The sequence below is a fragment of the Nocardia sp. NPDC004278 genome, from assembly GCF_053602975.1.
The window spans coordinates 130,871-152,431 of sequence record NZ_JBSGEQ010000008.1; the positions used below are offsets into that span (position 1 = coordinate 130,871).

The 21,561-nt window shown below is 65.7% G+C and carries 15 protein-coding genes; 11 read left to right on the plus strand and 4 right to left on the minus strand.

Annotated elements, in window-relative coordinates; translation table 11 throughout:
* Positions 1-65: 65 nt before the first annotated feature.
* Positions 66-1,361, minus strand: coding sequence for a glycosyltransferase 87 family protein (locus ACWEO2_RS14945; RefSeq protein ID WP_452405799.1), 1,296 nt, complete (start codon positions 1,359-1,361; stop codon positions 66-68).
* 234 nt (positions 1,362-1,595) lie between these two features.
* Between ACWEO2_RS14945 and purL the strand changes: the two genes are divergently transcribed.
* Positions 1,596-3,890 carry a phosphoribosylformylglycinamidine synthase subunit PurL gene (gene purL, locus ACWEO2_RS14950; protein WP_452405800.1) on the plus strand — a complete coding sequence of 765 codons (2,295 nt, stop codon included), beginning with the start codon at positions 1,596-1,598 and terminating at the stop codon, positions 3,888-3,890.
* Positions 3,887-5,665, plus strand: a complete 1,779-nt coding sequence (locus ACWEO2_RS14955) for an alpha/beta hydrolase (protein WP_452405801.1) — start codon at positions 3,887-3,889, stop codon at positions 5,663-5,665. Before purL ends, ACWEO2_RS14955 begins: the two co-directional genes overlap by 4 nt.
* Positions 5,666-5,753: 88 nt before the next feature.
* Here the strand turns inward: ACWEO2_RS14955 and ACWEO2_RS14960 are convergent, their stop codons facing one another.
* Positions 5,754-6,044: a YiaA/YiaB family inner membrane protein gene (locus ACWEO2_RS14960; RefSeq protein ID WP_354960085.1), complete on the minus strand. Its 291-nt coding sequence runs from the start codon at positions 6,042-6,044 to the stop codon at positions 5,754-5,756.
* Positions 6,045-6,336: 292 nt separating this feature from the next.
* On the opposite strand from ACWEO2_RS14960, the gene ACWEO2_RS14965 reads away from it, so the two are divergent.
* The 4 genes from ACWEO2_RS14965 to ACWEO2_RS14980 all read left to right on the plus strand — a co-directional run bounded on the left by ACWEO2_RS14965 (position 6,337) and on the right by ACWEO2_RS14980 (position 11,493).
* A complete protein-coding gene (locus ACWEO2_RS14965; RefSeq protein WP_452405802.1) occupies positions 6,337-8,088 on the plus strand; it encodes an alpha/beta hydrolase in 1,752 nt (583 codons plus the stop codon).
* Positions 8,085-8,726, plus strand: a complete 642-nt coding sequence (locus tag ACWEO2_RS14970; RefSeq protein WP_452405803.1) for a CPBP family intramembrane glutamic endopeptidase — start codon at positions 8,085-8,087, stop codon at positions 8,724-8,726. Before ACWEO2_RS14965 ends, ACWEO2_RS14970 begins: the two co-directional genes overlap by 4 nt.
* 180 nt (positions 8,727-8,906) lie before the next feature.
* Positions 8,907-9,305 (plus strand): sterol carrier family protein, encoded by a 399-nt coding sequence (locus ACWEO2_RS14975; RefSeq protein WP_452405804.1) that lies wholly within the window; start codon positions 8,907-8,909, stop codon positions 9,303-9,305.
* Between the two features lie 124 nt (positions 9,306-9,429).
* Positions 9,430-11,493, plus strand: coding sequence for an ATP-binding protein (locus ACWEO2_RS14980; protein ID WP_452405805.1), 2,064 nt, complete (start codon positions 9,430-9,432; stop codon positions 11,491-11,493).
* Positions 11,494-11,503: 10 nt separating this feature from the next.
* Here ACWEO2_RS14980 and ACWEO2_RS14985 read toward each other — a convergent pair whose 3' ends face one another.
* Both ACWEO2_RS14985 and ACWEO2_RS14990 read right to left on the minus strand, forming a co-directional pair.
* On the minus strand, positions 11,504-12,517 hold the full coding sequence (locus tag ACWEO2_RS14985) for an acyl-CoA dehydrogenase family protein (RefSeq protein WP_452405806.1): 1,014 nt from the start codon (positions 12,515-12,517) through the stop codon (positions 11,504-11,506).
* Between the two features lie 42 nt (positions 12,518-12,559).
* Positions 12,560-13,828, minus strand: a complete 1,269-nt coding sequence (locus ACWEO2_RS14990) for an ABC transporter permease (RefSeq protein WP_452405924.1) — start codon at positions 13,826-13,828, stop codon at positions 12,560-12,562.
* 216 nt (positions 13,829-14,044) lie between these two features.
* On the opposite strand from ACWEO2_RS14990, the gene purF reads away from it, so the two are divergent.
* The 5 genes from purF to ACWEO2_RS15015 all read left to right on the plus strand — a co-directional run bounded on the left by purF (position 14,045) and on the right by ACWEO2_RS15015 (position 21,486).
* The gene (purF, locus tag ACWEO2_RS14995) at positions 14,045-15,604 is read left to right on the plus strand and encodes an amidophosphoribosyltransferase (protein ID WP_452405925.1); all 1,560 of its coding nucleotides are present in this window, start codon (positions 14,045-14,047) and stop codon (positions 15,602-15,604) included.
* 389 nt (positions 15,605-15,993) lie between these two features.
* Entirely contained in the window at positions 15,994-17,550 is a 1,557-nt protein-coding gene (locus tag ACWEO2_RS15000) for an ABC transporter substrate-binding protein (RefSeq protein ID WP_452405926.1), read from the plus strand.
* A 113-nt stretch (positions 17,551-17,663) separates the two neighbouring features.
* Positions 17,664-18,680, plus strand: coding sequence for an ABC transporter permease (locus tag ACWEO2_RS15005; protein ID WP_452405927.1), 1,017 nt, complete (start codon positions 17,664-17,666; stop codon positions 18,678-18,680).
* Between the two features lie 35 nt (positions 18,681-18,715).
* Positions 18,716-19,810, plus strand: coding sequence for an ABC transporter permease (locus ACWEO2_RS15010; protein WP_452405928.1), 1,095 nt, complete (start codon positions 18,716-18,718; stop codon positions 19,808-19,810).
* On the plus strand, positions 19,807-21,486 hold the full coding sequence (locus ACWEO2_RS15015; RefSeq protein ID WP_452405807.1) for an ABC transporter ATP-binding protein: 1,680 nt from the start codon (positions 19,807-19,809) through the stop codon (positions 21,484-21,486). Before ACWEO2_RS15010 ends, ACWEO2_RS15015 begins: the two co-directional genes overlap by 4 nt.
* The last annotated feature ends 75 nt before the right edge of the window (positions 21,487-21,561 follow it).

Here is a 21,561-nt window from a genome sequence, read left to right on the forward strand (position 1 = left end):
GCGGCCGTGGTGGTGACAGTGCTCGATGACCCGCGCCGATTGTTCGTACGGCGCGGGTGCCGCCGCTAGGCGTCGACCGTCTCCCGGCTGTCCGCGGTGCTCGGGTGGTATTTCGCGACCGCGATGACGAACACCACGAGCGTCGTCCAGACGTAACTGCTGCCGATGATCTGCTGCCACCAGGCCCAGCCGAGTTCGAGGTCCTTCGAATGCGGCAGCAGCCATTGCGGGCCGATCAGGAACAGCAGAGTGCAGGCGGCGACGGTGCCGATGAACCACCGGTTGCGGGTGCCGCGGGCGATGGCGTCGGCTGCGACGAGCAGGGTGGGGGCGATCCACACCCAGTGATGCGACCAGGAGACCGGCGAGACCAGCAGCACCGCGGCCGCGTTGACCATCAGTGCGGCCACCTGCTGGTCGGCGCGGATCAGCCGGTGCATCCACACCGCCGCGAGGGCGATCGCGATCAGCGACACCGTGATCCAGATCAGCGTCGCCAGCGAATCGGAGACGCCCAGGCGGAAGGCCATCCCCTTGATGGACTGATTGCCCGCGAAGTAGGGCGGGCCGATGCGGCCGGTATCGAACAGCGTGTGGAACCAGTATTCCGCCGAATCACTGGGGAACAGCAGGAATCCGAGTCCGATCGCCGCGACCGCAGACACGATCAGCGTGCTCGCCGCCTTCCAATCCCGGCGTAGCAGGAAGTAGAGCAGATATCCGGCCGGGATCAATTTCACCGACACCGCGATCCCGATCAGCATGCCGCGCGGCCAGATCGGTTTGCGGACAAGGCAATCCATGGTGATCGCGGCCATCAGCACCAGATTGATCTGACCGAAGCCGAAGGTCGCCCGAGTCGGTTCGAACATCTGCGCCACCGCGACCGCGCCGATGACAAGCGCCAGCATGGTCTGCCGCTCGAGGGTCGGGCGCAGGCGCGTGAGCACCAGCCACAGCGTGATGCCGAGGCTGAGCACCGAGGTGGCGGTCACCAGCACCTCGGCCAGCACCAGCGGCATCAGCGCGAGCGGTGCGAAGAACAGGGCGGCAAGCGGGGGATAGGTGAACGGCAGTCCGATCCCCTCGACCGGCGGCATCGGACCGTACAACTCGCCGTCGTCGAGCCAGACCCGAGCGCCGTTGCGATAGACCTGCAGATCGATGTACCCGCTCCACCAGTGCACCAGCAGCGAGACGGCGGCCGAGATGACGAACAGGCCCACGGCGATCAGCAGCCAGCGCACCTGCGGGTTCGACATCGATAGACGCGGCGAGCGGTCCGAGCCGGATTCGAGTCGGATGTTCGGCGTGGTGACGGGCTGCTCCGCCGGATCCGCAACCCCCGATCGATCGTTCACGGCCAAAGCGTAGCGGTCGCGACGTCGCGCAATGCGTGGCGACCCTAGGCATTCGTGCCGATCTACCCCATGTTCCGCATCACATTCGGTGCCCTCGAATTCGGTTCGGTCGCGCGCAAAACCCGGCGATCCGGGCGACGCGTCGATGCGACCGGCTGCCCACGAAGTGCCACAGCTAAACTTCAAGGCGAATCCCCAGCTTCGCGCTCCGGCCCGAAAGGACCCTGGTACTCCGTGACTCCGCAGGTCGACACCGTCAGCGCAGCCGCAACGACTCCCGATGCCCCGCAGCCGTACAAGGAGCTCGGTCTCAAGGACGACGAGTACGCGCGGATCAAGGAAATCCTCGGCCGTCGGCCCACCGACGCCGAACTGGCCATGTACTCGGTGATGTGGAGCGAACACTGCTCCTACAAGTCCTCGAAGGTGCATCTGCGCTACTTCGGTGAGACCACCACCGAGGAAATGAAATCCTCGATGCTGGCCGGCATCGGTGAGAACGCGGGTGTCGTCGATGTCGGCGACGGCTGGGCGGTCACCTTCAAGGTGGAAAGCCACAACCACCCCTCCTACGTGGAGCCGTATCAGGGCGCGGCCACCGGTGTCGGCGGCATCGTGCGCGACATCATGGCCATGGGCGCGCGGCCCATCGCGGTTATGGATCAGCTGCGCTTCGGTGCGGCGGAGGCACCCGATACCCGACGCGTTGTCGACGGCGTGGTGCGCGGTGTCGGCGGCTACGGGAACTCGCTCGGGCTGCCGAATGTGGGCGGCGAGACCGTCTTCGACGCCTCATATCAGGGCAATCCACTGGTTAACGCGCTGTGCGCGGGCGTGATGCGGGTCGAGGATCTACATCTGGCCTTCGCCTCGGGTACGGGCAACAAGATCATTCTGTTCGGTGCGCGCACCGGTCTCGACGGCATCGGCGGTGTTTCGGTGCTGGCCTCGGACACCTTCTCCGGTGACGAATCCGGTACCGGCCGCAAGAAACTGCCGAGTGTGCAGGTCGGTGACCCGTTCGCCGAGAAGGTGCTCATCGAGTGCTGTCTCGAGCTGTACGCGGCCAAGCTGGTGGTCGGCATCCAGGACCTCGGCGGTGCCGGATTGTCCTGCGCCACTTCTGAACTCGCGGCCGCTGGCGACGGTGGCATGCATATCGATCTGACCAAGGTGCCGGTGCGCGCCAAGGGGATGACCCCGGCCGAGGTGCTCTCCAGCGAATCGCAGGAGCGCATGTGCGCGGTCGTCACGCCGGAGAACGTGGACGCGTTCATGGCCGTCTGCCACAAGTGGGATGTGCTGGCCACGGTCATCGGTGAGGTCACCGATGGCGACCGGCTGGTGATCAGCTGGCACGGCGAGACCGTCGTCGATGTGCCGCCGCGCACCGTCGCGCACCAGGGTCCGGTGTACGAGCGCCCGGTACAGCGGCCGGACTTCCAGGACGCGCTGATCACCGACACCCCGGACACTCTGCCCCGGCCGAAGACTCCGGAGGAATTGCGCGCCACCGTGCTGCAGATGATCGCCAGCCCACAGCTGTGCAGCCGCCGGTGGATCACCGAACAGTACGACCGCTACGTCCGCGGCAACACCGTGCTCGCCGAACACGCCGATGCCGGTGTTATCCGGATCGATGAGGAGACCGGCCGCGGTATCGCGCTGGCCACCGACGCATCGGGCCGCTACACCAAGCTGGATCCGTACACCGGCGCACAGCTCGCGCTGGCCGAGGCCTACCGCAATGTGGCTACCACCGGCGCCACGCCGAAGGCCGTCACCAACTGCCTCAACTTCGGCTCCCCCGAGGATCCGGGCGTGATGTGGCAGTTCCAGCAGGCCGTGCGCGGCCTCGCGGACGGCTGTGTGGCCCTTGGTATTCCGGTCACCGGCGGCAATGTCAGCTTCTACAACCAGACCGGTCAGGACGCCATCCTGCCGACCCCGGTGGTCGGCGTGCTCGGCGTCATCGACGATGTGCACCGGCGCATTCCGACCGGCCTCGGCCTCGAGCCGGGCGAGACGCTGATCCTGCTCGGCGAGACCGCCGACGAATTCGGCGGCTCGATCTGGTCGCAGGTCGCCCACGACCACCTCGGCGGTGTGCCGCCCAAGGTCGACTTCGCCCGCGAACAGCTGCTCGCCGAGGTGCTGACCGCTGGTTCGCGCGACGGCATGATCAGTGCGGCGCACGACCTTTCGGAGGGCGGCCTGATCCAGACCGTGGTCGAGGCCGCGCTCGCGGGTGAAACCGGTTGCCGCATCCTGCTGCCGGAGGGTTCGGATCCGTTCGTGCAGTTGTTCTCCGAATCGGCGGGCCGGGTGCTCGTCGCCGTGCCGCGCTCGGAGGAGACCCGCTTCACCAAGATGTGCACCGCGCGCGAATTGCCGTGGGTGCGCATCGGTGTGGTCGATCAGGGTTCGGATGCCGTTGAGGTGCAGGGGCAGTTCTCGATCACCCTGGACGAATTGCGCGAGGCGCACGAGGGCACGCTGCCGAAGCTGTTCGGAGCCAGTGCCATTTGAGCGCACCGGAGGCTGGTGAGGTCTCGGTAGCCCTACGCGACGGCGTCGGCAGGATTGTCGGCGCCGTCGAGCGCTTTTTCCACCCGAACTACGTCGGGATCATCGTGGCCACGGTGTTCTTCGGCTGGTCGCTGACACCCTCTCTGCTGCCGCGTGATTGGCTGTTCGAGGGACTGGTCAGCGGTATCAACGCGGCCATCGGCTATGGCGTGGGCTGTCTGTTCGAGTGGGTGTATCGCAAATGGATACGCAAGCCCTTGCGTCGCAAGCTCGCTCAGCTGCCCACATCCGTCACGCGACAGTGGGCGCGGCGGCCGAAGTGGCTCTCGGGTGCGGTCAAGACCACGATCGTGCTGGCCTGCCTCGTCGTCGGGGTGTTTCTGCTGGTCGAGTCGGCCCGGTGGCAGCGCGAAATCACCGCGCTCATGGCCATGGAACCGATCACGACCTCCAGCTTTCTGCGCACCGGTGCGTTGAGCGCAGTGGTCGGTGCGATAGCCATCGGCGTATTTCGCGCCCTGCGCAGGATCGTCCGTGCGATCGCGTTCGAATTGATCCGGCGCGCCCACTTTCCGCGCCAGCTGGCCGTACCGACCGGCGCGCTCATTGTGGTCGTCGCGGCGGTGCTGCTGTTCAACGGCGTACTCACCAAGGTCTTTTTCGATGTGGCGAATTCGGCCTTCAGCGTGCGCAACGGGCACACCTCGCCGAATGCCGTACAGCCGCAACTGCCCGAGCGTTCCGGCAGTCCGAATTCGTTGGCGGCCTGGGACACCCTCGGCTCCGAGGGCCGCTGGTTCGTCTCGTTCGTGCCGACCGCCGCGGAGATCAGCGAGGTCACCGGAAAGCCAGCGCGCGAGCCGATTCGGGTCTACGCCGGTCTGGAGTCGGCCGACGGTCCGCAGGCGCAGGCCGATTTGGTTGCGGCGGAATTGGAGCGCACCGGCGCGTTCGAGCGCAAGGTGCTGGTGGTGGTGACGACGACGGGCACCGGCTGGGTCGATTCGACCAGTGCCGAATCCATCGAGCTCATGTACGGCGGCGATACCGCGATCGCCGCGACCCAGTATTCGTATCTGCCCAGTGTGCTGTCATTCCTGTCGGATAAGGACAAGGCCACCCGAATGGGAAAGCTGGTCTTCGACAAGATCTATGAGCACTGGTCGGCGCGGCCGGCAGGGGAACGGCCGAAATTGCTCGTCTATGGCGAGAGCCTGGGCTCACAGGGCTCCGAGGGCGCGTTCGCCGGCCTGGCCGATATTCGCTCGCGCACCGATGGCGTGCTGTGGGTGGGGCCGCCGAATTCCAACCGGCTGTGGAGCGAAGTCACCGCCCGCCGCGATCCCGGCACACCGGAGATCCTGCCGACCTATGCCGACGGACTGGTGGTGCGCTTCGCCGACGGCCGCGGGGACCTGTGGAAGCCTGGGGATACCTGGCTGCCGCCCCGGATCGCCTATCTGCAGCACGCCTCCGATCCGGTGGTCTGGTGGTCGCCGGATCTGCTTTTCGCCGAACCGGATTGGCTGCGCGAGCCGCGCGGTCCCGATGTGTCGTCGCGGATGGCGTGGTATCCGATCGTCACGTTCTGGCAGGTCGCCGCGGATCTGCCCAATGCGCAGCGGGTCAGCGACGGACATGGACACAACTACGGCAATCTGGTGCTCGACGGGTGGGCCGCGATTGCGCAGCCACCGGATTGGTCGGCCGATGTGGTGGACCGGATCCGCGACTATCTGGCGCTCTCCGCGGCCCGCGAGCGCCAACTGAAATAGCGTTCCACCTGGGCCGATGGGTGCTCCGCAGGCTACGCGCCCGGCGGGCCCGAACCCCTCGTCGCCGGGCTCGCTCGAGTGCATGTCCTCAGCCGACGGATTTGAACGGATCGTGTTCCGCGATCAGTTTCTCCATCCGCGCCTCGTCCAAGCGGCGGCTGATGGTTGCCGCCTCCTGTTGGTCGCGAACCACCTTCGCCAGGGTGAAGGTGCTCGACACCAGGAACAGCACGGACATGCCGAGGAAGCCGCGCTGCGCGATATCCAGTGGGAGATAGCAGATGCCGACGCCGGTCCCGAAGAAGCTGACGCCGAACGCGATCACGGCTTGCGCGAGAAAGGCCGAGGTGGTTTTCGGCTGGGCATTGGGAGTGCTCATGGGTACCGAGTCTGCTGAATCATGTTGGCACGCAACCGCGTACAACTACTCGAGCGCGGTGCGTAGTTGCCGATCGGGAAGTCCTGCACCACGGGGAATACGTCAATCAGTCAGCATTCCAACCAAATCCAGCCACGACGGAGCGAGTCTTACGAGCGAACACGCAGCGCCGCAGGCGCTGCAAATTGGACACAGCCCGCATACTGTTCCTGTGAAGATCGCTACGGACCCGTCGCCGCCCGTGCCCGATCCCGACCGCCACGATCTGGGCATCGCGCCGTCTCGCTGACCGATGCTCGAATCCGACACCACCCTGGCGAAGCTGCGTGCGCGCGGCGTCGTGGTGGTGCGGCGGGCCGAGGACATTATCGATCTGAACTATGTCGGACTGGTCTTCGCGACCATCTTCTTCGCGCTGTCGGTGACACCGTCGCTGGTACCGCGCGACTGGCTGTTTCAGGGGCTGATCAGCGGCATCAATGCCGCGCTCGGTTACGGCCTCGGCTGTGTGCTGGAGTGGCTGTTCCGCCTCTGGGCCCGGCCGCGGCTGGCCGAGCTGCTGCGCGGTCGGATCGCGCCGCCGCCGACCTGGGTGCGCTATGCGGTGAAATCCGCCATCCTGTTCACCGCCGCCGTCACCGCGGCGTTCATGCTGGTGCAGTCGGCCCGCTGGCAGCGCGAGATCACCGCGCTGATGGGTATGGAGGGCACCACCACCCCGGCCTATCTGCGCACCGGATTGCTCAGCATCGCGGTGGGTGCGGGGGTGGTCGCGGCCTATCGGACGTTGCGCGAGATCATCCGGTTCCTGGCCCGCCAGCTCAATCGCTGGGTGCGGGTGCCGCGCGAGCTGGCGCCATCGGCCGGATTTCTGGTCCTGGTGATCCTGACCGTCACCGTGTTCAACGGTGTGGCCTCGCGTGCCTTCTTCGCGGTGGCGAACTCGGCGTTCAGTGTGCAGAACGATCACACCTCGCCCAATGCGATCCAGCCGGTGCAGCCCGAGCGGTCGGGCAGTCCGGCATCGCTGGCGAAATGGGATTCGCTCGGATTCGAGGGTCGCTGGTTCGTCTCGCACGGTCCCTCCGCCGCCAGGATCACCTCGATCACCGGTAAGCCCGCGCGCGAGCCGATCCGGGCCTATGTGGGGCTGGAGTCGGCGCAGAGCGGTGCGGCGCGGGCCGAACTGGCGGTCTCCGAACTGGAGCGCACGGGTGCTTTCGACCGGAAGGTGCTGGTGGTGGTCACCACCACCGGTACCGGCTGGGTGAATTCCATGGCGGCCGGTGCCATCGAGTACATGTACGGCGGCGATACCGCCGTCGTGGCCTCGCAGTATTCGTATCTGCCCAGTGTGCTGTCGTTTCTCGCGGACCGCGGCAAGGCGACGGATGCGGGTAAGCAGCTGTTCGACGCGGTGTACGAGCATTGGTCGGCGCGGCCGGAGAAAGCGCGGCCGAAGCTGCTCGTCTACGGCGAGAGTCTCGGTTCGCAGGGGTCGGAGGCGGCCTTCGACGGACTCGCCGATCTGCGGTCGAAGGTCGACGGTGCGCTGTGGGTCGGGCCGCCGAATTCGAATCGACTGTGGGAGCAGTTCGTTTCGCGCCGCGATCCCGGTTCGCGGGAGGTCGAGCCGCTCTACGCCGACGGTCTGGTGGTCCGATTCGCATCCGACAGGGCCGATCTGGCGCGGCCATCGACCGAATGGCGCGCCCCGCGCATCGCCTATCTGCAACACGCATCCGATCCGATCGTCTGGTGGTCCTCGGATCTGATCTTCTCCCAACCGGATTGGCTCTCCGAATCACGCGGCTCGGATGTCTCCTCCCAGATGCGCTGGTGGCCGTTCGTCACCTTCTGGCAGGTGACCTGCGATCTGTCCAATGCCCAGGGCGTCACCGACGGGCACGGGCATCGCTACGGCAGTCTGGTGCTCGATGGCTGGATCGCCGTTGCCGCACCGCCGGATTGGACCGTGGAACTGTCCGACAAGATCCGGACGCAGCTCGAGGCTGCCGAGGACTACGAGCGTGAGATCAAATGACGCTAATCGGTCGGATCGCGAAAACCGCTGTTGCCGCCGGCATTCCGTTGGCATGGAGCAATTGGGTGCTGCCGCGGCTGAACCTGGAGCTGCGTGGCCGCACCGCCGCCAATGCCGGATTCGCGACCGGCTACGCACTGGTGTTCGGCGGCCGACCGAACTGGTTGTCCGCGCGTGGCCTCGGCTACGGACTCGCCTCGGCGGGTGTGGTCGCCGCCGGTTACGGTGCGGCCGTCGCCATTCCGGCGGTTCGCGAGCGCCTCGGCGGATTCGCCGACCGCGCCCCGGACGTTCCGCTCGATGAGTGGGTCGCGGTGCACATCCCGATCGGAACCGTGTACAGCGAGGAACTCATCTTTCGCGGGACACTGAATCCGTTGCTGGACAATGTATTCGGGTCGTGTGGTGGTGCATTGGTCGGAGCAGCCACTTTCGGCCTCTGGCACATCCGGCCCGCCCGCGCCGCGGGCGACAACGTTTCCGCAACGATTGCCGCAACCGCGGCCGGTGGCCTCGTGTTCGACTTGCTGCGCCGCCGAACGGACAGTGCCATCGCCCCCGCCCTGCTGCACTTCGCCATGAACGCCGGTGGTGCACTCGCGCCGCACCTCGCCGCGGCTCGTTCGCCGAGTAGCTGACAGGCGGCAGCCGAGCGCGCTGCCGCCGCACCGCTCCGGCTCCAGCCGCTGTCACGTAGAGCTGGTCAGTAGGCGTGCGGCGGACAACCCTGCCGCACGTCACACCGATTCGCCGCCGACGGAAATGCGCGACAGCCCGCCGCATCGGCGCCGTCGGAGCCCCGCAGTAGTCTCGGCATCGTGGCAGGACGAGCAAAGGTGGATCCAGCGGAACTGCGCGCGGCGGTCGAGGCGGTCAGTGCCTGGCTGCGCGACGATTCGACGCCGGCACCCGCCAGGTCCGAACTGGCCGCTGCGGTCCGTACCACCGCCCGCACCCTTGCCGCCGCCGCACCCGGCCATTCCGTCGAGGTCCGTGTCCCACCTTTTGTGGCGGTCCAATGCATCGAGGGACCGCGGCACACCAGGGGCACACCGCCGAATGTCGTCGAGACCGACCCGCGCACCTGGCTCCTGCTCGCCACCGGCCTGCTCGACTTCGACGCCGCGGTGGCAGCGGGCATGGTCGACGCGTCCGGCAGCCGAGCCGCCGAAGTCGCCCATTGGCTCCCCATCGCCCGCCCGGCCGGGGACCGATGATCGTGATCGGGTAGCCGCCAGAACCGTACCGCCCGTTATGAACTGGTGGTCGGAAGTTCAGGCCCTCGACAACACTGCGGACGAGGATTGGTTCGAGCGGACGCACAGCTAACCGTTCGGCTGAATGGGGGCCACCATGGACAACGCGATCACCGATCCCGCCGACCAATCGCACAAGTACACGATGCGAATCAGCCGCTTGACGATCGATAAGCTCGGCATTCGGCTCTACGACCGTGTCTCCGCGGTACTCGCCGAACTCATCGCCAACTCCTACGACGCCGATGCCACCAGGGTCGAAGTTGCGTTGCCGTGGGGTGTGACGCTCGCGGGCACCATCCACTCCGCCGACCATGAGCCGTATCGAATTATGGTGCGCGACAACGGACATGGCATGACATCCGCGGAGATCAACGCCCACTATCTGATGGTCGGCTCGGATCGGCGAGTGCGCGTCGGCAGCGATCTATCGCGGCGGCTGGAACGACCGGTCATGGGTCGCAAGGGCATCGGAAAACTCGCGCCATTCGGCATCTGCCGAACCATCGAGGTGGTGTCGGTGGGCGGTACGGATGCCGAGCGCACCGAAAAGGGTTGGCCGGTAGCGAATATCGTGATGAACCTCGACGAAATGCTCTCCGATACCGAACGCGACTACCACCCGCGTCCCGGACCGCGGGACGGCACATTCAGCACCGAGCGGGGCACCACGGTCATCCTGCGCGACTTTCTGCGCAAGCGGGTCGGCTCCGGTCCCGAATTGAGTCGGCAACTGGCCGCACGCTTCGGCTTGGAGCGCGCCGACTGGCAGGTGGAGGTGCACAACAGCATTGCCGAACGCGGCGCGACGCAGAAGTTCGTGCTGCGTGATCTGCCCGTCGATGTGATGGAGGAGACCAGGATCGATGTCGCGAAAAGGCCGGTGTGGATCGGCGACCGCTTCCTGCCGGTAACCGGTTGGGCGGCCTACTCCAAACATCCGTATCGCGATGAGGCCATGGCCGGTGTCCGGATCTACGCGCGCGGCAAACTGGTCGCGCAGACCCGCGACTTCGGCATTCCGGCGGGTTTCACCGGGGAATTCAAATTGCGTTCCTACCTGGTCGGCGCAGTGCATGTGAACTGGCTGGACGATGAGGAAGACCTGGTCCGCTCGGACCGCCAGGACATCATCTGGAATTCCGAACGCGGTGAGGCACTTTCGGCCTGGGGTCGCAATCTCGTGCGCGAACTCGGGCGGCTGGGGGAAAGTTCGGTCAAGCGCCGGGTGTGGGAGGAGTTCGTCGAGAAGTCCGGCATTCAGGCAACCCTGCAGTCGATCGCGCCGCAGGACCGGATGTTTCGCGAGTCGGTGATGGATGCCGCCCGGATCCTGGTGAACAACAAGGATCGTGCCGCGCTGGAGGATCCGAGCCATATCGACAGCATTGTCCGGCTCGCCCTCTCGCTCGGCCCGCAGCGCAGCCTGCTGGAAACGCTGAAGGAGGTTGCCGAGGACACCGATAACCGACTCGATGTCGTTGTCGCCCTGTTCGAGACCGCGCGGGTGGCCGAGGTGTATTCGCTGGGCCAGATCGCCTCCGAGCGGGTGGCCGTGGTCGATCGACTGCAGAGCCTCGTCGATGACCGCCGGTCACTGGAGCGTCCCTTTCAGGAGTTGATCGAACGGGCGCCCTGGCTGCTGGCGCCCGAGTGGACACCGCTGGGGATGAACGAATCGCTGAAGCGAGTCCGTGCCAGCTTCGAACGGTGGTACAAGCAGAAGTTCGGCGCGGTCCTGGTCACCACCGCAATCGGCAGCGAGAAGCGGGAGCCGGACTTCGTACTTCTGCACGATGCCGGCGAGCTGTGGATCGTCGAGATCAAGCGGATGGATTACCACCTCACCGATGAGGAGTACAACCGCGCGATCAACTATCTCTACGCGCTCGACACCTTCCTCGATGAAAATCCGCGCATCGGTGAGCAATTCCCGCGCCGTCGACTCACCTTCATTGTCGACCATATCGATAAGCTTCGGCCCGCCTCGCTGTCCTCGCTGCTCAGCGACCACCGCGTCGATCGGAGAACCTGGCGCGAACTACTCGACTCCACGCTGCGCGCGCACCGCGACTTCCTGGATCGCGTCTACGCCATGCGCCTTGGCGAACAATCCGAATCCGAGGATGCGGGTGCGAGTGCTGGCTAGCGTGAACGGGTCAGACAACCAGGTGGCGCGGTCGAGTGAGGCGGTCGAGTAGGGCGGCTTTAATGGCCGGGCGGGAACCGAAGACCAAGGTGAAGGTCGCCTCGCGCAGGGAGCGTTCGGCGCGATTGCCGCCCGTGACCGCCGCGCTGCCGGTGGCGGTGACCAGGGCGGTGGCCGTGCGCACCGCGAGTTCGGAGGCGCGGGCGCGGGCCAGGTAGACATCCGACTGTCCGGTGAGCGCATCGTCGAGTTCGGTTCGGATGCGGGCGGATTCGGCGGCCAGCGCCGTGGTGTCGACGCCGAGGCGGGCGAGTTCGCCGAGGCAGCGCCGCACGACACCGAGGGCGAGTGCGCCATTGCGCCATGCGGCCAGGATGAAGGTGGCGTGGAAGTTGCGCAGCGGAATTCGGTTCTCCACCGCGGAATCGGGAACCAGCACACCGTCGAAGGTCAGCGAAACGGTCTTGCTCGCATCGGCGGCGATGAGCGGGAGCGGGGTGGCGTGCAATGCGGGTCCCGGTTCGGCGGGTACCAGCACGCTGATCAGCGAACCCGCATCGTCCGCATCGCGAGCCATTACCCCGAGGACGTCCACCAGGCCCCACCCGGTGACAAAGGGCGCGGTGCCGTTGAGCAGATAGCCGCCGTCGACGCGCCGGGCGATCAATCCCGGTTCATCGTTGGCGCCAGCGTAACTCACCCCCGAGCGCACCCGCCCGCGCCGCAAATCCTCGGTAAGTCGTTCCCGCAGTTCGAGATTCGGTGAGTGGGCGACCCGGCGCGCGACCCCGAGATGCTGCGCCCAGACGAAGGTGGTCGCCAGGCATCCGGCCACCAGGACCTCGCCGGCCGTGGTGAAGGTGGCGATATCCATATCGTCGGCCATGGTCGCGCCGTAGAACCCGTATTCGGCGAGTAGGTCGAAATGTGTGCGCGGAATCTCTCCGCTGCGGTCGACGGCGTCGGCCTGTGGTGCGAATACCTCATCGGCCAGATACTGCGCGTGTTCGATCCACGAATTCACAGCACCATCTTCGTGCATCCCACCGATTGGCGTAATCCGGCCTCAGCGGCGGGCCGGATCGCGCCGATGCAGGCCCTTGTAGTCGTAGTACCGCGTGATGAAGGTGCCGAGCACCAGCCCGATCGTGAGCCCGATCACCGACATCCACACCCCGCGCGACAGCCCCGCCGAGAAGTTCGCGTCGAAGTAGAGGATGGCGCGCACACCCACGAAGACCTGGTGCATCGGCTCGAATTTTGCCAGCCAGCCCAGATATTTGGGCGTCGCTTCGATCGGCACGGTGCCGCCGGAGGAGGGCAGGCCGAGGATGATGAACAGGATCAGATTGACCAGCAGTCCGGCCGAACCGAGTGCCGCCAGCACCGACAGCCCGGTGATCCCGACCGCGATGATGGCCAGCGCGCTGTAGAGGAACAGGGTGAGCGGATGGTCGATCGGCATATCGAGCAGCCGTGCCACACCGAGGAAGACCCCCGCGACGATATTCGCGGTGATCACCATCACACCCCACTTGATCAGCAGCGTATTGAACCGGGAGATCGGGGTGGCCGGAAAATGCACGTACCACGGTCCGTATTCGGTGGGCACGAAACCGAGTGCGGCATCGATCATGGTGTGGATGGTCATCGAACCGACCAGCCCGGCGAGCAGGAGCAGTAGCGCGTAGAAGAACGCGGTCAGCCCCTGTCCGGTGCCCGAGGGCAGCGGACGGAACGGCGCGACGATGATCTGCACCGGATCCGCGAGCGCCACCCGGGTCGCACCGGTCAACTCGGGTGCGGGCGCGCCGCCGGGCGGCGGTGTCAGCTGCGCGCGGACCTGTTCGGTCAGCTGCTTGCCCACCTGTTCGTTCACCTGGGTCAGTGCCTGCGTGCCAATGGTGGTGACGATCTGGGTGACGAATGCGCCACTGCGCGGATTGGTCTGCAGGGTGAGCGCCGGGCGCTGGATATCACCGGGCACCACGCTGCCGACGCCGAGAATGCCGAGGCGTTTGCTGAAATCGCTTGGGATCAGGATGGTTCCGTACACCGCGCCCGACTGCATCTTCAGCTGAGCCTCGTTGATGCCGAGCACCTGCAGATCGACCTTGTCCGCCGGGATGCCCTGGCGCAGCGCGTCGGTGATCTGGTTGCCGAAGTTGACCTGCTGCTCCCGACCCGGCGCGCCGATGGTGTCGCCGACATCCTGATTCACCAGTGCGATCGGAAAGTCGTGCAGGTTCTTCTCCGGATCGACGACATAGTCCAGATACATCGTGGCGAGCAGTGCCATGAACAGGGTCAGTACCGCGATCGGGGCCAGCCACATGCGCGCGGTGAACCGCCGGTCCGACGCAGCGGTTCCCCTACCGTCCGTAGTCGTCACGGCTGGCACGGTAACACCGGGTAGGACCGAAAAACGGCAGCGTCGCTCGGCGATTGCTGTACGGACGTGGTGGCGGTGACCGCCGCGCGCGATGCACCCGTAGAATGGCCATTGCGCACAGCCCGCCCGAACAGGGAGCAAACGGTGACCAACGCCGAAATGCCGGTCGAAACAACCCCCGATCAGGTCGAGAACGAACCACGCGAAGAGTGTGGAGTGTTCGGAGTCTGGGCGCCGAGCGAGGATGTGGCCAAGCTCACGTACTACGGCTTGTATGCGCTGCAACACCGCGGCCAGGAGGCCGCTGGTATCGCCGTCTCCGATGGTTCGCAAATCCTGGTCTTCAAGGATCTCGGTCTGGTCAGCCAGGTATTCGACGAGCAGACCCTGGCCGCGATGCCGGGTCATATCGCCGTCGGCCACTGCCGCTACTCCACCACCGGATCCACCACCTGGGAGAATGCGCAGCCGATATTCCGCACCACCGCGGTCGGTTCCGGACTCGCGTTGGGCCACAACGGAAATCTGGTGAACACCGCCGAATTGAGCGCCCGCGCACGGGAACTCGGACTGATCGGCATGCCGCCGGTCTCCGGCGGTCGGCCCGCACCGATCACCGCCACCTCGGACTCCGATGTGATGACCGCGCTGCTGGCCCACGCCGCCGCGGATTCGAGCATCGAACAGGCCGCGATGAAACTGCTGCCGACCCTGAAGGGCGCGTTCTGTCTGACCTTCATGGACGAGCACACCCTCTACGCCGCGCGGGATCCGCACGGCGTTCGCCCGCTGTGCCTCGGTCGGCTCGAACGTGGCTGGGTCGTTGCCAGTGAGACCGCCGCGCTGGATATCGTCGGTGCGGCCTTCGTCCGGGAGATCGAGCCGGGCGAACTGCTGGCGATCGATGCCGACGGCGTGCGGTCCATGCGCTTCGCCAATCCCGAACCCAAGGGCTGCGTTTTCGAATTCGTCTACCTGGCCCGTCCCGACAGCACCATCTCCGGTCGCTCGGTGCACGCCACGCGGGTGGAGATCGGCCGTCGCCTGGCCAAGGAGCATCCGGTCGAGGCGGATCTGGTGATTCCGGTGCCGGAGTCGGGTACCCCCGCCGCGGTCGGGTACGCCCAGGGCTCCGGTGTGCCGTACGGCCAGGGCCTGATGAAGAACGCCTATGTCGGGCGCACGTTCATCCAACCGAGTCAGACCATCCGTCAGCTCGGCATTCGGCTCAAGTTGAATCCGCTGCGCGAGGTGATCCGCGGTAAGCGACTCATCGTGGTGGACGATTCGATTGTGCGCGGCAATACCCAGCGCGCGTTGATCCGGATGCTGCGGGAGGCGGGCGCGCTGGAGATCCATGTGCGCATCGCCTCGCCGCCGGTGAAGTGGCCGTGCTTCTACGGCATCGACTTCGCCTCGCGTGCGGAGCTGATCGCCAATGGCGCGGGTGCCGATGACAGTTACGAGGACATGGTGGAGGCGGTGCGCCGCTCCATCGGCGCGGACACCCTCGGCTATATCTCCACCGAGGGCATGATCGCCGCCACCGAGCAGCCGCGCTCCCGGCTGTGCTGCGCCTGTTTCGATGGCGACTACCCGATTCCGCTGCCCACCGAGGCGGCCATCGGCAAGAACCTGCTCGAGGGCATGCTCACCGGACAGTCGGAGGCCATGCTGCTGAGCGAGAACGCGAACGCGAGCGCGCTGAGCCGTCCCTGACGAAGAACGATCCACGAACCCCTCGGCGGCCGCCGGGGGGTTCGATTTTGTCCGGGGTCTTGTGCCGTTCTGTCCACCTGCGTGCCATGGCCTCCTCGAGACGCCCCAAGGCCGGATTCGGCGCAAACCTGGTCATTCGTCCGGTGATCCGGCCTTGCCCGCGCGTTCGGTGCGACAGCCAGTAACCCTCCCGTGATTTTTTCTTCGAAAACGCAACATCCCAGAAATGGATCCTGGGTACGGTGCCCGACATATCGGAAGTTAACCGTGCCGTCCGCGGTCCTGTGATCCAGGACACGCGGAGTGGTGCGCTGGAGAAGTGGGGCCTGATGTTGGTTTCAAGGAAGCCTGGGCGAAGGGTGCGTGCCCGACGCATCGCGGCGGTCGGGATGGCGGCGTTGGCCGTATCCGCGATCGCGGGATGCGGTTCGGGGCGTACCGGTGGTGGTGGCGATGGGGCCGGACTGGTGGCAGGCACCACCGACAAGATCTTCTCGCTGGATCCCGCAGCCGCCTACGACAACGGCTCGCTGCTGGTCGAAACCCAGATCTATTCGTATCTGCTGAATTTCGCCCCCGGCGATGCCACCCCGAAGCCCGACGCTGCGGAGAAGTGCGAGTTCAGCTCGCCGATGGTGTACACCTGCAAGCTGAAGTCCGGGCTGAAGTTCGCCAATGGGAACCCGCTGACCGCGAAGAGCGTCAAGTTCTCCTTCGATCGCATGCTCGGCATCAATGACCCCAACGGCCCCGCCTCGCTGCTGGGCAATCTCGAGAAGACCGAGATCGCCGACGACCTGACGGTGAACTTCACGTTGAAGGTCGCCAACGATCAGACCTTCCCCGCGATTCTGCCGACCCAGGCCGGTCCGATCGTGGACGAGAAGGTCTTCCCGGCCAATAAGGTGCTGCCGGACGAGGACGTGGTGAAGAGCAAGGGCTACTCGGGCCCGTACACGATCGCCAGCTACGACAAGAACAAGCTGGTCGAGTACAAGGCGTTCCCGGACTACAAGGGCATCCTCGGCACGCCGAAGACGTCGCAGGTCTCCACCAAGTACTACGCGACCTCGGACAATATGAAGCTCGATCTGCAGAGCGGGGCACTCGATGTCGCCTACCGCTCCTTCACGCCGACCGATATCGAATCGCTGCGCAAGGACAGCAAGGTCAAGGTGGCGGACGGTCCCGGCGGTGAGCTGCGCTACATCGTCTTCAATCTGAACACCATGCCGGGCGGAACTCCGGAGCAGAAGTTGGCGGTGCGCAAGGCAATCGCCTCGTCGATCGACCGACCCGCGCTGGCCGAGGGTGTTTACAAGAACACCTACCAGCCCGCGTACGGCTTTGTGCCGCAAGGCATGCCGGGTGCGGCCGAGCCGCTGAAGGATCTCTATGGCGCCAAGCCCAATAAGGATGCGGCGGCGAAATTCCTCTCCGGCGCCGGCGTCGCGACACCGGTGGAACTGAATCTGCAGTACAACCCCGATCACTACGGTTCGAGCAGCTCCGAGGAGTACGCGGCGATCAAATCGCAGCTGGAGTCGACCGGACTGTTCAAGGTGAATCTGCAATCCACCGAATGGGTCACCTACCAGAAGGAACGGGCCCGCGACGGTTACCCGCTCTATCACTTCGGCTGGTTCCCGGACTACCCGGACGCCGACGACTACCTGACCCCGTTCTTCGCGCCGAACAACTTCCTGCAGTCGCACTTCGAGGAGCCGAAGATCACCTCGCAGCTCACCGCGGAGACGACCGAGCAGGACAAGTCCAAGCGCATCAAGCTGATCGAGGACGTGCAGAAGGATCTCGCACAGAACTATCTGCCGACCCTGCCGCTGCTGTCCGGTAAGCAGATCGCGGTGTCGAATCCGAGCGTCCAGGGGGTGTCGGACACACTCGACGCATCGTTCAAGTTCCGGTACACGGTGCTGAGCAAGTGACATCTGGCGAAGCCGGGCCCGAAACTGTTGCCACCGCGGAAAAGCAGGCATCGGATCGGGTCCGGCGCTTCGGGCTGCCATGGGTCGGGAAGTTCGGCGGGGATTCCCGACAGCTGGCGTTATTACGGTATTTGGTGATTCGACTGGTCTTGATCCTGCCGACGGCGTGGATCCTGGTCACCGTCGTGTTCTTCCTGATGCGGGTGATCGGCGATCCGATCAGCGCCGCGATGGGCGGACGGATGACCCAGGAACAGATCGAAGTGCGCAAGGAAGCGGCCGGTTTGAACCGGCCCATCCTGACCCAGTACTGGGAGTACATCTCCGGGCTGATGCACGGGGATTTCGGACACTCCCAGGACAATCGGCAGATCAGCGAGGTGGTGACAACCTACGGCGCGGCGACCCTGGAGCTGGTGTTCTGGGCGCTGCTGGTTGCCTTCGCGGTCGGCGTTCCACTCGGCAGATACGCTGCGACACACCGTGATTCGACGGCCGATGCCGGACTGCGACTGTTCGCCATCCTGGCCTACGCGGCGCCGGTCTTCTTCGTCGGCCTGCTGCTCAAGCTGATCTTCGCGGTGAAGTTGGCGTGGCTGCCGGTCGCGGGCCGGGCCAGCACTGCGGTGGAATTGCAACTGCAGCATGTCTCGCCGAAGACCAACATCATGGTGGTCGACGCAATCCTCTACGGGGACAGCAGTTATCTGCTCGATGTGCTGAAGCATGCGATATTGCCAGCGGTCGCCCTCGGTCTGTTGACCGCGGGTATCTTCCTGCGGCTGGTGCGCGTCAATCTGATCCAGACACTGCGCAGCGAATTCGTGGATGCCGCGCGGGCGCGCGGACTTTCCTCGCGGGTGGTGACGGGCCGACATGCCGTGCGCAACGCGATGATTCCGATCATCACGGTGATGGGCATGTATATCGCGACGCTGCTCGGCGGTGCGGTGCTCACCGAGACCACCTTCGAATGGAAGGGGCTCGGCTATCAGCTCGCGGAATATCTGCATCAGCGTGACTTCATCGCGGTGCAGGGAATTGTCGCGTTCCTGGCGCTGGCCGTCGCGGTCATCAGCTTCGTGGTGGATGTCATTGTCGCGCTGATCGACCCGAGAGTGAGGTTCTGATGACCGCTCCGGAATTGGCGAACGAACCAGTGGTGATGGCGCCGGTACCGCCGACCAAACGCCGGCGGATCCCCGGATTGCAGCTGCTCACCATGACCGCCGGATTGCAGCGGGTGACGCTGATCGTCGGACTCGGTCTGGTCGCGCTGTTCGTATTCGTGGCGATCTTCGCGCCGCTGATCGCACCGTACGGCCTCGCCCAGAACTCCTCGGACGGTGTCGCTTTCGTCGCGCAGCAGCCGCCGTCGGGTCAGCACTGGTTCGGCACATCGGTGCGCAGCGAGGATGTGTTGTCCCGGGTGATCTTCGGTGCCCGCACCGCGCTATTGGTGATCACGATCTCGCTGGTGATGTCCTTGGTCGTCGGGGTGCCGCTCGGATTGGTGTCCGGGTATATCGGACGAGCCCTCGACCGGGTGCTCGTACTGTTCATGGACGCCATCTACGCGTTCCCGACCCTGCTGCTGGCGATCGTGGTGTCCATTGTGGTCGCGGGCGGACAGTCGAGCAGCTTCGGCGGCGTGCTCTCGGCGTCGGTCGCCATTACGGCGATCTATGTACCGCAGTACTTTCGGGTGGTTCGCAATGCGACCGTTGCGGTGAAGACCGAACCGTATGTGGACGCGGCCAGGGTCACCGGTGCGTCCACCACTCGGATCATGTTCCGGCACATTCTCGCCAATGTCACCCAGTCACTGCCGGTCATCGTCACGCTCAATGCGGGCGATGCCATCCTCACCTTGGCCGCGCTCGGCTTCCTCGGCTTCGGCATCGAGCCGACCCAGGCCGCCGAATGGGGCTACGACCTCAATAAGGCGCTCTCCGATGTCTCCAACGGCATCTGGTGGACCGGCATCTTCCCCGGTACCGCCATCGTTCTGGTCGTACTCGGCCTGACGCTGGTCGGCGAGAGCCTCAACGAGGTGCTCAATCCGTTGCTGCGTACCCGGCGGGCGTTCAGCCCGGCCACCGTCGCCAGCGACAGCCTCGGCGTCGATGCCAGCGATTCCGGCACCGTCGTCGAAAAAGACGTTCCCGCAGCGGAACTCACCGCCGCCGAACTCGATCTCGGGGACGGGGCCGAGCCGGGTGGCACAACCGATGCAGACCGGGAAGGACCAGCACGATGACGGAAGTGATAGCCGAGAAGCATCCGGCGCTGTCCATCGAATCACTATCGGTCACCTTCGCCACCGACGCCGGACCCGTCCACGCGGTCAGCAATGTCTCCTACGAGGTCTTCCCCGGCGAGGTGCTGGCCATCGTCGGCGAGTCCGGCTCGGGCAAATCGGTGAGTTCGCGCACGGCGATCGGACTGCTGCCGAATACCGCGCGGGTCGAGGGCCTGGTCACCCTCGGCGCGGACAAGGTCACCTCGATGAGCGAGCGCCAGCTCACCGCCCTGCGCGGCGGCGCGATCTCGATGATCTTCCAGGAGCCGGGTCGAGCACTCGATCCGCTGTTCACGGTCGGTTTTCAGATCGCCGAGGCGCTGCGGGCGCACAGCGATATGGGCCGCAAGGCCGCCAAGGCCCGTGCGATCGAACTGCTGCGCATGGTCGGACTGCCCGATCCGGAACATCGGGTGGACTATTACCCGCATCAGCTCTCCGGCGGCCAGAAACAGCGCGTGATGATCGCGATCGCCATCTCGTGCGAGCCGAAGGTGATCATCGCCGATGAACCGACCACCGCACTCGATGTGACCGTGCAGGCCGAAATCCTGGAACTGCTGCGCGATCTGCGCGATCGCATCGGCAGCGCGATCGTCTTGATCACGCACAATATGGGTGTGGTCGCCGATATCGCCGACCGAGTCGTGGTGATGCACGACGGCCAGGTGGTCGAGCAGGCGCCGGTGGATGAGCTGTTCGCAGCGCCGAAAGAGGAGTACACCCGCAAACTGCTCGCGGCCGTCCCGCATCTGGGCACCGCGCAGTTGGAGCACGGCACCAAGGAGGTCGCCACCGCCGAGCCGGTGCTCGAGGTGTGCGATCTGGTTGTGCAGTTTCCCGGCCCGTTCGGCCGCCCGCCGTTCCGCGCGGTGGACAATGTGAGCCTGTCCATTCGGCCCGGCGAAACCCTCGGTCTGGTCGGCGAATCCGGTTCGGGCAAGTCGACCATCGGCCGCTGCGTCGCCGCACTGCAGCGCCCGACCTCCGGGGTCGTCAAGGTGCGCGGCCAGAACATCGCGGAGCTGTCGCAACGGCAGCTACGGCCGATCCGCCGCCGCTTCGGCTTCGTCTTCCAGGACCCGGCCAGTTCGCTGAATCCGCGGCTCACCGTGGGCGAGTGCGTCGCGGAACCGCTCATCGTGCACAAGGCGGGCAGTGCCGAGGAGATCCGGGCCCGGGTGCGTCACATGCTCGATGACGTGCAGCTGCCAGCGGGCACCGAACGCCGCTATCCGCACGAACTCTCCGGCGGCCAGCGCCAGCGCGCCAGCCTGGCCAGGGCGCTGGTGCTCGATCCGGACCTGCTGGTCGCCGACGAACCGACCAGCGCGCTGGATGTCTCGGTGCAGGCGGCGGTGCTGGAGCTGTTCGGCACATTGCAGCAGCAGTGCGGCTGGGCCTGCCTGTTCATCAGCCACGATCTGGCCGTCGTCGACCAACTGGCCGACCGGATCGTGGTGCTGCGCGACGGCGCAGTGGTCGAGCAGGGTGATCGTGATCGCATTCTGCGCCGTCCGGAGCAGGAGTACACCCAACGCCTGGTCGCCGCGGTGCCGGTGCCCGATCCGGTGGAGCAGCGGCGGCGTCGCGCCGAGAGTGCGGCACTGTTCGCTACCGAGCCGGTGGAATGATCGCCATCTACCAGGCGGGCGGTGGACAATATGAAGGTGCCTACGGCCGAGTCCGTTATCTGACTCCGGTAGCGT

What these genes read in the sequence shown, in the direction of transcription:
- ACWEO2_RS14960 (WP_354960085.1), bottom strand. Translation starts at nt 6,044, where the DNA reads ATGAGCACTCCCAATGCCCAGCCGAAAACCACCTCGGCCTTTCTCGCG.
- ACWEO2_RS14965 (WP_452405802.1), top strand. Translation starts at nt 6,337, where the DNA reads ATGCTCGAATCCGACACCACCCTGGCGAAGCTGCGTGCGCGCGGCGTC.
- ACWEO2_RS14970 (WP_452405803.1), top strand. Translation starts at nt 8,085, where the DNA reads ATGACGCTAATCGGTCGGATCGCGAAAACCGCTGTTGCCGCCGGCATT.
- ACWEO2_RS14980 (WP_452405805.1), top strand. Translation starts at nt 9,430, where the DNA reads ATGGGGGCCACCATGGACAACGCGATCACCGATCCCGCCGACCAATCG.
- ACWEO2_RS14990 (WP_452405924.1), bottom strand. Translation starts at nt 13,828, where the DNA reads ATGTGGCTGGCCCCGATCGCGGTACTGACCCTGTTCATGGCACTGCTC.
- purF (WP_452405925.1), top strand. Translation starts at nt 14,045, where the DNA reads ATGCCGGTCGAAACAACCCCCGATCAGGTCGAGAACGAACCACGCGAA.
- ACWEO2_RS15000 (WP_452405926.1), top strand. Translation starts at nt 15,994, where the DNA reads ATGGCGGCGTTGGCCGTATCCGCGATCGCGGGATGCGGTTCGGGGCGT.
- ACWEO2_RS15010 (WP_452405928.1), top strand. Translation starts at nt 18,716, where the DNA reads ATGGCGCCGGTACCGCCGACCAAACGCCGGCGGATCCCCGGATTGCAG.
- ACWEO2_RS15015 (WP_452405807.1), top strand. Translation starts at nt 19,807, where the DNA reads ATGACGGAAGTGATAGCCGAGAAGCATCCGGCGCTGTCCATCGAATCA.